Here is an 11,349-nt window from a genome sequence, read left to right as displayed (position 1 = left end):
AAATTACTATCTATTTCTACTCTATTGTTTAAATATATATAAATTTTCATTAACTAACTTATTATTTTTAACTTGCATAACTCTTAAATTTGGTCCATTTTCATTGGTTAATTTCATTTTTAAAACCTATGTTGATGAATGATATGCTTTAATTTTTTCAAAAATTTCTTTACCTTAGCTATTAAATATGAATTAGCTCTATTTACACCCAATTGATGACTGACTGCTCCACTTCGTAACGTCTATGGATGGTGCTTCTTGCTTTGTAACAAGTGAGGAATTATTGAAAATTTTGGCATATTAAAGAGATCAGATTTTATCAACCTTTAAATATTTTATGAGCAGTATATGAAATTCTGAATAACATCATTATAGAATATTTTAAGAATATTCAACCACATTCATTCTTTGTTTTTTGATTAAAACCCACTTTAAAAGTATTAAATATTTTTTTTAATTCAATTTCATCAATAGGCAACAATGGATTTGAGTAATTTAGTTTATCTACTTTATTAGATCCCTCTCCATTATAAAAACTATAACTGTAATTATATCTATACCCATATAAAATCTTAGATTTAGAAAAATATAATATTGACTCTGTTCCATAAACACCAGAATCACCCTCAATTTTCGATACAATTACACACTGATCACGATCAATAGTATAAATTTTAATCACATTATCAAGTATAGGGCCACCTCCTTCAACCTCATAATTAGTAATATATTTTTGTATTTTTTTAAATTTAACATCAATTTCATCACCGGTATATTCTAATTTTTTATTATTTACAGCTGTGCAGGCACTAGCTATAAACATACATAGGAATAAGAAAAAAATTTGTTTCACTAACTAATCCTTATTTTAAAATTTTAATTTTTTATATTTTCCAACACCAACTTCTAAAAGTTTAGGTTTTAAATCATGCCATGTTTGACCATTTGGATGTAGTTCATAATGAGGATTATCAACTATACTTTTCCATCGTCCACCCCATACCAAGCCTAATTTTTCACCAATAGGCCCTAACTTTCTATGATCATCTAATGCTTGATCACCTCTTTGTTTTGTAGTTAATTTATTACTATAAAGGACTATTTGCCCATCTCGTACAGAATATAAATCAATAGCTAAACCATATTGATGATAGCTACTTAACCCTTTAGCATTTGTATTTGAACTTGGCAACGCATCTTGCGCTGACGGGCTTCTATAACCATCTGTAACCACCTAGCAGATATTTAACTTTTTATATCCTTCATTTATCAATTTAACAACATAAGGCTGATAAACTGAATGTAGTTCTGCTATACGTGCCAAAGTCCTCTTGTAATGTCTTTCACCACCACATGCCTCTGGCAACAAACCTGTTACATTAATTGGCGTTAAAGCTTCAACTTTTGCAACAGGCGTCTGTTCCTGACTCTTCGATGATTCCTGTTTTACTGTGGGTGTAGATTTCTGACTTGCATCCTGTTTATTATTTAATTTTTCTTCTTTATTTGAAGTAAAAGATATTTTACGGTCATAAACCTTTAGCTTTTGATTTTTGACCAGTTTGACATCGCTTAATCCATTTAGTTTCTTGATTTCATCAACTGTATTTCCAGTGAGTTTTGCAATCAATGCTAAGGTATCTGTTTGTTGTACCACGATAATCTTAATCGTTTCTTTTTGAGCCGTAGCTTTTGGTAAAGCTTTTGCTTTACTCTTATCGATAGATATCGACACTTCCTGTTTCTTTGTAGGAATTTTAAGGACTTGTCCTGGATGAATATCTGTACCACTTTTAAGTTTATTTATTTCTATCAGTTCTGCTGTAGTTGTATGATTATCATCAGCAATTCTAGATAAGTAATCACCTTCAGCAACAATATATGTCGATCTAACATAAGTACCTGTTGCTACATCTTTTGCCGAAAGATTTACACCTTTTAATAAAATTTTAGGACTACGAATAATAAATATTGTTTTTTCACCTATAAGCTCGAATTTAACTTTAGATATATATTCCCCAGAAACTATACTTTTTATATGAACATCAATAATTGTTCCTACTGGGCGTCTAATCCATACTGACTCTCCATTATCACTCGTAACATGATCAGAAATCAAAATCGAACCAACCCACAGTTGATGAAATAAACTATTAATCGGCTGATCTAAAGCATCTAAAAATTTAATATTCGCTAAACAATCCATGGTTAAATTTCATCTCCATGTTCTTCATATGAATCACAACTACATTTAATTTCAAAATCTACATCAACACTTCCATCATCTAATGAAACTGTCCATTCACCCTCAGTGCCAATAAGGATATCGTGGTTTTCATTATTAGATTTACTCAGCCTTTTTGTACGCCCGTGTTCATCTAAAGTGCCAGAAATGTAAGTATTATTTTTATTATTTATTAACTTATATTTAATATCTGAAAAATCAGCTTTATAAAATAAGTCATAAAAGTCCCATTTATTCGTAAATATCTTTTGGTTATTCCTCGGTAATGCAATAATTTCTCCTTTGACCTCATTCCCTCCCACAAAACTATGCTGCCCTGCCTTACTCTCAAACTTGCCACCTGTCGTGGTAAATATACCACTCCCATTAATTTTGAGTTGTGAACCGCCTGCGGTCAGTACAATTTCTTTTGGACTGGTAATCTCAATCTTGTCTTCGGTTGAAATTAACTTAATGACTTTTCGCGCAATCGCTTCAATGGCATCATCTTGTGCTTGTAACTCCACTTTGCCTTTTGCGGCATAAGCACTCAGGCCCTTTTGAGCCGCAAACAAACTGATTTTGTCTTGTGCATGCCCGACAATATTCTTTTGAGCACTGAAATTAATCGAACCTTGTGCACTTTCTGCAATATCCTGCGAGGCTTGTAAAACAATATCTTCCGGTGTGGTGAGTGCAATACCATTAGGTGATGCAAGCAACATCAACGCTTGGCGGAATAATTTGCCTTGTTCTTGTTTTGCCGCTGTATTGGATTTTTCTAAACCTTGCGCATAGCCTTCTATAAAACCTTGTACTTTTTCTAATGCTTTTATGGGTGTCATTGCTGGTGGCAAACCAAAACCACCATTATTCAATAAATCATCAGGGTTAAATTTGATGTCTTCGATCAATTTACCCACATCTTTTAATGCTTTTAATGGATCCTCTTTTAGGTTGCTTTTCAGACTTGCGACTCTCCCCTGAATCACATCTTTACCATTTTCTTCAATATGATCTATGACAGACTTTAAGTTATCAAAGGCATCTTCGGCATCATTAAAGAATGCTTTAAATTCTTTTACTGTACTTTTGACATCATGTGCGATTGAGCCCATTTCTTTGACAAAACTTTTGCAGTTTTTTAACGCTGCCAATGGGTCTCGACTTAAATCCTCCTTGAACAAATTTAAAGTCGCTTTGACACCTTCGGCAGTACTTTTGATTTCTAAAGAGTTTATTAACTTCGGCAAACGATTAATCACATTTAATGCATCGGTCTGCTGCTTTACGGCTAAATCGCTCAGCATATTCATGCTCTGATGCCCTTGATTTAAAAGAGACTGAGCTTCAGCAGCAGCAAGATGATCGGCAACGGCTTTATCCTGCGCATAGGTACTAATGAGTAAACCTTTACCTGCACGCATTGCTCCCCAAGCATCCGTTCGCAGCTCAAAACCCTCACCACGGCCATGGCTACTGTCTTGTTCTTTAGGATGGCTGAGATTACCTAAATTCAGCTGTGTCGCTGCATGACTACTTTGTAATTGGGTACTGATCTGACCCGTCGTATCATCAAAGCGCAGTTGGTTAAAGCCTGTTCCCGCAACTTCTTGCGAGCGGATACCACTGAGTTTTTTGGTTTTAGGAAGTTGACCTTTGAGGTCAAACATGGTCTGAGATCGTTCAGCTTCATGTATTCGTCCTACTACAAAGGGACGATCCACATCACCCTCAAAAAAGTCGATGACCACGATCTCACCAATACGAGGATGGAAACGTGCCCCATAACCTTCACCCGCCCATGGAGTCAGTACATCGACCAAGCCGAGTCACTGTCATTATCATTACTCCCTGCTCCACCATCATGACTGTGGTCGTCACTGCGGGTGAACGTAAACCGAACTTTGATACGCCCCCAAGCATCGACATATATACTTTCACCTTCTGGACCGACCACTTTAGCCCGCTGTGGAAACGCAGGTGGCCGGTGTAATAAAGGATCATATTCAGGCACCACAGAAATTTGCCGACGGACCACATACAGCTCGTTGGCCTGCCTTTCATCCCCTAAAGATAGCCAACGGCTCGCGGCAAGTAACTTTTCTAATTGAACCAAAATATCTTTGGGTAAATTATTTTGGTTATAAAATGCTTTGCCCAATATGAGAAATTCACGATCTGTCGTTTGATGTTGATCGATTTCAGGATGATTTTCTAACTCAAACCAATACCCGACTTGAGCGTCCCGCACGCTACTACTAGCGGTAAAGTATTTGGCTTGAAGTTCCTGATATTGATTGAGTTGCCGATTCAACTGATCCAATTGCTGTGTATTTGAAGTGGTCGCCTGATCTGCACCTTTAAGGTCAGTTGTCCAAGCCGAACTTACGGTCCAAGCCTGCTCTAAACTTAAGGTTTCATTGTGCTGTTGCTCACTCTGTGCATGGGCGCTTAAGAGCGGATTACTTTGGTCTTGTGCCAAATGTTGAGCTTGCCAACGCTGCGTTTGAATTGTGGTCGATTGTAAAAAGCGTTCTGCCACAAAACTGGTGATTGTGTCCAAACATTCCGTGGCATGACTCCGATGAAAGCGAATCTTTTTCCGTTCCAAAGCACTATAAGCCTGATTCGTATCAATTAAACGCAGCTGCTGTGCTTGCATCGGCGCAGCCGAAAATGCGACAAATAACTCCGCTTCATCAATTAACCAATTGATCCCTTCACTGCGCCAAAGGCGGGTCAAAAATGCATAATCACTTTCATTCGCCTGCATGGTGAATGGACGCACATCATAGGTACGTGCCAACCCCTCTAAGTTCAAGCTTAAACTAGCAGCAAACAGCGCACTTTTTTTCTGCCATTCACTAAAAATAATCTCGGTCATCTCCCGTACCGATTTGTTCATAAAGACACGGCTATTACGACGCTTATGCCAGAGTGCTGTCGCATCCTCAATCACCAGTTTATAAACGGTCAGTGCACCATCACTTTGACCTTGGCTTGCCCCGGTAATCACCCCAGTCAGGCGACTGAGTTGTCCCAAATCTGTCACTTGATCGACAGCCACTCGGCCACCGATAAACTGCTTTAAAGCCAAATGAGCATTGGTCGAGAGACAAATAATTTCCGCACGAAAGCCTTGATTGATACGGTGTTGACCTTCAATCCGTTGAATAAAAACTTCTGTGTTTAATGATTCATTTGAAAAATGAATGTGTAGCGCACGTTTCTGTACGCTAAAGCCAAAGTTTTCCACCATGGCGTGAATATTTTTAAGCATTGTTATTATGTATTTAATTTTTTTAATGACGGCATTTTAGGAAATGATTATTTTTTCGTCTACCCCATTTTGCAAATAATTTGTTGAATTCTTCTTTTTGGCTTTTGCAACACTTTAGTATTCAAGTGAATAGGAACATCAATACTGGATCATTTTTGCTGAGCTAACTTTTCGCAGCCGCTGAGATGCTGCTACACTCAAAATGCAACCTATTAAAAATTTTAAGCTCCATGATCACAATTGAATCCAAACTGCCTGCACAAGGTGTGACTATTTTTAGCGTCATGAGCGCAATGGCTCAGCGTCTAAATGCACTGAATTTATCTCAAGGTTTTCCTGATTTTCCTGCACCTCCTGCACTGTTAAATGCGCTAAGTGATGCGACGCAACAGGGTTTTAACCAATATGCACCCGGCGATGGACTGATGCATTTACGTGAGCAATTGGTCCAACTGTTTGCCCATCGAGACCAATTAAATATTGACCCTCACACCGAAGTGACCATTACCCCGGGTGCAACCATTGGTATTTTTAGTGCCATTCAAGCCGTGGTTCATGCGGATGATGAAGTGATTATTTTTGATCCGAGCTATGACAGTTATGCGCCCAGTGTAAAATTGGTTGGGGCTCATCCCATTCACATTGCCTTAGAGACGCCCCATTTTACTGTGGATTGGAATCGTGTTGCCGCTGCGATTAACGACAAAACCCGGATGATTATTGTCAATACACCTCACAACCCAACAGGTGCTATTTGGGATCGTGAGGACTGGCTCAACTTGATTGAACTGATTCGAGATAAAAATATTATTGTGCTATCAGATGAGGTCTATGAGCATTTAATTTTTGATGGTCGTCAGCATCTATCTGCTTTGTCATTTCCTGAGCTGCGTGAACGTAGTTTTGTCGTGGGTTCATTTGGTAAAACCTTTCACGTCACAGGTTGGAAAACCGGTTATTGCATTGCAGCGCCAGCCTTGATGCAAGTGTTTCGCCAAATCTATCAATTTGCCAATTTCTGTGGAGTTACGCCCGTACAAATGGCATTGGCTAACTTTATGGCAGAACATCCTGAGCACATTGCTGAATTGGCCGATTTTTACCAAGCTAAACGTGACCGGTTCAATGCGGGCTTAAGCCACTCTAGATTTGAGTTGATTGCATCGGCAGGTACCTATTTCCAAAACTTAGATTACAGTGGCATACGCCCAGATTTAAGCGATGTGGAAATGTGTCAGTTGTTGGCAGAGCAACATAAAATCGTGGCGATTCCTGTCTCAGTGTTCTATCAAAAACCGCCGGAAAATTTACGCTTATTACGTTTCTGTTTTGCCAAACAAGATGCCACCTTAGATCGAGCTGCAGAGATTCTCTCCGCGGTTTAAAGCCGTATTTGCCCAAACGTTTTTTTAAAACAGACATGTAGAAATAATGAAGCCTTGGTTACTCAAAAACTAAGGCTTTTTTGAATGCCAACATGATAGTGTTATCAGTAACTTAAAATCATAAAAAGCCGCGTCTAGGACCTGAGCATGTCAAAACAACAGTCCCTCGTTACTCAGCAAAATTTATGGAAAACGTTTTTAGTTTTTCTGGTGCCTTTGATCGCCACCAATATTTTGCAGAATTTATCTGGGACCATTAACACCGTTTTTGTCGGTCAGATGCTTGGGGTGCATGCCATTGCAGCGGTTGCGGTATTTTTCCCGATCTTGTTCTGTTTAATGGCTTTTGTGATCGGGCTCTCGGCAGGTGCAACCGTGTTGGTGGGTCAAGCTTGGGGCGCGCAAAACCTTGAAAAAGTTCGTACTGTGGTGGGTTCCACCCTTTTTATGACCTTGATTGGTGGCAGCATCATTGCCTTTTTAGGGGTGATATTTGCCAAGCCCATTTTATTGGCCTTAGGCACAGCCCCAGACGTGATGCATTTATCTTTGCCTTATGTGCAATGGATGCTTGCCGGTAGCCCACTGCTCTTTATTTATATTATTTATACCTCGATTTTGCGTGGGGTCGGTGACAGTACAACACCGCTGATTGCGTCAGGTATGACCATTGGTTCAGGGCTGATCATTACACCCGTGCTGATTGCCGGAAAATTTGGATTTCCAAGTTTAGGTATTATTGCCCCTGCCATTGCCAGTCATATCGGCTTTTTAATTGCCTTGGTATTTTTATATTTCTACTTAAAAAAGAAAGATCATCCGCTCAAACTTGACTTCGCGTTACTCCGTCATATTCGCCATCAACATGATCTCAGCAAAATTATCTTAAAACTAGGCATTCCTACGGGTATACAGATGGTCACGACCTCTGTGGCCGGTCTCGTGATTGTCGGTTTAGTTAACCGCCATGGTGCTGATGCCACTGCTGCATATGGCGCGGTCAATCAGGTTTTGAACTATATCCAATTCCCAGCCTTGTCCATCGCGATTGCAGCTTCTATTTTTGCCGCGCAAGCCATCGGTTCGGGTCAATCTGAACTAATTAATCGCGTGAAACGTACGGCCATCGGGATGAATTTCATAATTACTGGTATCTTGGTGGCATTGGGCTATTTATTCTCTAAACATTTAATGGCGCTGTTTATTACAGATCCTGAAGTTGTGGTTCTCGGTCAAGAATTGCTGTTCATTGTGCTTTGGTCGATTTTATTTTTTGGTGCCAGTGCGATTTTTGCTTCCATTATGCGGGCTAGCGGAACGGTGACCGTGCCGATGATTATTAATATTATGGCCATTATTTGCATTGAAGTGCCGTGTGCCTACCTATTCAGTGAATGGTGGGGCTTAAAAGGTATTTGGTATGCCTATGCTTTGGCTTTTGTCAGCTTATGTATTTTACAAGGGCTGTATTACCAACTGGTATGGAGACAAAAAGCCATCAAAGTATTGCTATAAAGTTTGCTAATAGCGTTCAATGCCAATACACGCTTTAAGTTTACATATGGAAAATCTTGTACAGATCCATGCATAAAGTTTGCCGTTAAACTGCTGTTTATTTTTCAACATTTGGTTTTATATCCTGTTGATTTATCTACACCTAGAACCAATTAAAATTAAAAATTGCATATTTTCAAACAATTACGGTTTGGCATAGATTTTGTTCTTATCCCTTTTATCTTTTAAGAATAATTGGGATGAGAAATTTTTTATGTCTAAACGTCAAATAAAGCTTGGGGCTTTTATTCCAACCACCTCACAGCATGTCGCGGGTTGGCGCCACCCAGAATCTCGCCCACAAGATCATCTCAATATTGATTATGCAATTGAACTGGCAAAAACCGCAGAACGTGGTCTATTCGATGCCTACTTTCTTGCCGATGGTCTGTCTGTCCGTTGGAGTTCTGCTGTCGAAGGTGAGAAAGGTTTGGGCGATAAAGGCGTCGGCTTTGAACCCGTCACATTGTTTGCAGCCCTGTCGGCTGTGACTCAGAATATTGGCTTTATTGCCACAGCATCTACGACTTATGAAGACCCCTATATTTTGGCGCGTAAATTTGCTTCTTTAGATCATATTTCTAAAGGTCGTGCTGCGTGGAATGTAGTAACGACAGCTTCTGCCGATGCCGCAAAAAACTTTAACATTCAGCAGCACCCTGAACCCAAAGAGCGTTATGAACGTGCCGATGAATTTATTGAGGTGACTCAAAAACTTTGGGACTCATGGGAGGATAATGCCTTCCATTACAACAAAGAAACTGGGCAATTTTTTGATGCTCGCAAACAACATCAGCCCAATCATCAGGGCCAATACTATCAGGTACTGGGTGCTCTCAACGTCTCTCGCCCACCGCAAGGCTATCCGGTGATTGTTCAAGCTGGGCAATCTGAAGATGGTCGTGAACTAGCCGGTAAATATGCCGAAGTGATTTTTACAGCACAGCAGAACTTAGCAGATGCGCAAGCCTTTTATCGTGATGTCAAAAACCGCTTAGTGAAATATGGTCGCCATGCAGATGACTTGAAAATTATGCCGGGGGTTTCGATTTTTGTTGCCAAGACAGCGCAAGAAGCCCAAGAAAAATATGACTTTTTAAATAGCTTAATTCACCCAGAAGTGGGTTTAAGTTTATTGTCTGCTTTGGCAGGTGGCATTAATTTGGCCAAATTTGATCTAGATGCCCCTTTCCCCAAAATAGAAGATGCAGACATTAATTTCTCCAGTCGTCAGCAAATGATGATTGATATTGCCCGTAAGCACAATTTTAGTATTCGTCAGCTCTATCAATATATCGCTTCAGCCCGTGGACATTGGACCTTGATTGGCACGCCTGAACAAGTCGTAGATCAACTGCAGGAATGGTTTGAGAATGACGCTGCCGATGGTTTTAATGTCCTACCGCCAACAACACCTGCGGGGTTAAATGATTTTGTCGATCTCATCGTTCCTGAACTGCAACGTCGCGGTCTATTCCGAACGGCTTATGAAGGCAAGACCTTACGAGAAAACTTAGGTTTAAAACGACCTGAAAACCAATATGTTTTAGAAAAAAGACATACCTCCCAAGCCTCATAAACCAACGTTTAATAAAACTGAAAAACAAATGCCCCAGTTGGGGCATTTTTATGGACTGATATTAATCCAACTTAAGCGATGATCATACTGACCTATATTTGATAAGCCTAAAAAAAGCCCTGAATTCAGGGCTTTTACATTGTCTAGGTGATGGTCAATTCAGACTTACCATGCAAATTTATAATCGGCAAATCGGTGAGATAAAGGTTCAAGCAACTGATCTTTTACTGGATCACTAAAGTCAGTCAAAATGTCATTTTTAATATTGATCAGACGGACATCTTCGCGTTTACGCGGATGGGCTAAATGAATATCTACAATACGTTTAATTCGTCCCGGATGTGGCTGCATGACCACCACCCGATCACCCAAAAAGACAGCCTCTTCGACATCATGGGTGACAATGATCATGGTGATTTTTTCACTTTGCCATATTCGCTGTAATTCATCCTGTAAATTTTGACGCGTCAACGCATCAAGTGCGCCAAAGGGTTCATCGAGCAGCAAAATCTGTGGTCGATTCACCAAACTACGGGCAATCGCCACACGTTGATTCATCCCACCAGACAACTGCGAAGGATAGGCATCTTTAAATTGGGTTAATTTGACCAACTCTAAATGTTCATCAATCAATACATCTTCTTCTGCACGGCTAAACTTGCTTTTATGCAATGCAATCCGTACATTTTCCCGTACCGTCAACCATGGAAACAGGCGATGATCTTGAAAAACGATACCACGTTCCAAACTCGTGCCCTGTATAGGCTGACCATCAACCAAAATCTGGCCCTGAAACTGACGCTCTAGACCAACCAACAACCGTAATAATGTGGATTTTCCGCAGCCACTACTTCCCACAATACTAATGAACTCACCCGGCTGAATATTCAGGTTAATGTCCTTAAGTACGGTTAAGTCTTCTTGCTTTTGTGTGGGATAATGTTTCGTTAGCTGCTGAATAGAAACCGAACCAGCTTGTTCTACGCTCATATCATTATTCTCTATTTGTGCTGACAAACTTTGCTGGCTAAACCTTAGAGTTTAGCCAGCGACACTTCCGTCGATTTAATTAACACCACCACCTCAGAACCTACTTTTAAGTCTAAATCCTTCACCGAACGTGTCGTGATCACGGACGTAAAAAAGCCCGCTTTGGTTTCCACATCAATTTCTGAAACCACAGGACCCTCTACGATTTCATTAATCACGCCTTTGAATTGGTTTCGCACATTTACTGAAGTAATCGCCATTTTAATTATGCCTTTTGTTATTTAGAGAGCTTTACTATAAAACAGTTCAATCACTTGCTATATCTTGATTTATC

General features: G+C 39.8%; 6 protein-coding genes and 2 pseudogenes. 3 read left to right on the top strand and 5 right to left on the bottom strand.

Annotated features, from left to right (window positions below):
* Positions 1-391: 391 nt before the first annotated feature.
* The 3 genes and pseudogenes from AVJ20_RS15090 to AVJ20_RS15080 form a co-directional block, all read right to left on the bottom strand.
* Complete coding sequence (locus tag AVJ20_RS15090) at positions 392-853, bottom strand: hypothetical protein (protein WP_228157231.1); 462 nt, start codon at positions 851-853, stop codon at positions 392-394.
* A 15-nt stretch (positions 854-868) separates the two neighbouring features.
* Positions 869-2,206: pseudogene (locus AVJ20_RS15085) on the bottom strand (LysM peptidoglycan-binding domain-containing protein).
* A gap of 2 nt (positions 2,207-2,208) precedes the next feature.
* Positions 2,209-5,507 (bottom strand): annotated as a pseudogene (locus tag AVJ20_RS15080) (type VI secretion system Vgr family protein).
* Between the two features lie 230 nt (positions 5,508-5,737).
* Here AVJ20_RS15080 and AVJ20_RS15075 point away from each other — a divergent pair.
* The 3 genes from AVJ20_RS15075 (at position 5,738) to AVJ20_RS15065 (ending at position 10,025) form a co-directional block, all read left to right on the top strand.
* Positions 5,738-6,892: a methionine aminotransferase gene (locus tag AVJ20_RS15075; RefSeq protein WP_111885801.1), complete on the top strand. Its 1,155-nt coding sequence runs from the start codon at positions 5,738-5,740 to the stop codon at positions 6,890-6,892.
* Positions 6,893-7,039: 147 nt separating this feature from the next.
* Positions 7,040-8,407, top strand: a complete 1,368-nt coding sequence (locus AVJ20_RS15070) for an MATE family efflux transporter (protein ID WP_111885800.1) — start codon at positions 7,040-7,042, stop codon at positions 8,405-8,407.
* Between the two features lie 253 nt (positions 8,408-8,660).
* Positions 8,661-10,025, top strand: a complete 1,365-nt coding sequence (locus AVJ20_RS15065) for an LLM class flavin-dependent oxidoreductase (RefSeq protein ID WP_111885799.1) — start codon at positions 8,661-8,663, stop codon at positions 10,023-10,025.
* Positions 10,026-10,190: 165 nt separating this feature from the next.
* On the opposite strand, the gene AVJ20_RS15060 is transcribed toward AVJ20_RS15065, so the two are convergent.
* Positions 10,191-11,015, bottom strand: coding sequence for an ABC transporter ATP-binding protein (locus AVJ20_RS15060; RefSeq protein WP_111885798.1), 825 nt, complete (start codon positions 11,013-11,015; stop codon positions 10,191-10,193).
* Between the two features lie 44 nt (positions 11,016-11,059).
* Positions 11,060-11,275 carry a TOBE domain-containing protein gene (locus AVJ20_RS15055; RefSeq protein ID WP_067765474.1) on the bottom strand — a complete coding sequence of 72 codons (216 nt, stop codon included), beginning with the start codon at positions 11,273-11,275 and terminating at the stop codon, positions 11,060-11,062.
* Between the last annotated feature and the right edge of the window lie 74 nt (positions 11,276-11,349).

The organism is Acinetobacter sp. CFCC 11171 (assembly GCF_003268405.1).
GTDB lineage: Bacteria > Pseudomonadota > Gammaproteobacteria > Pseudomonadales > Moraxellaceae > Acinetobacter > Acinetobacter amyesii.
This window is presented reverse-complemented; position numbering and strand designations above follow the sequence as displayed.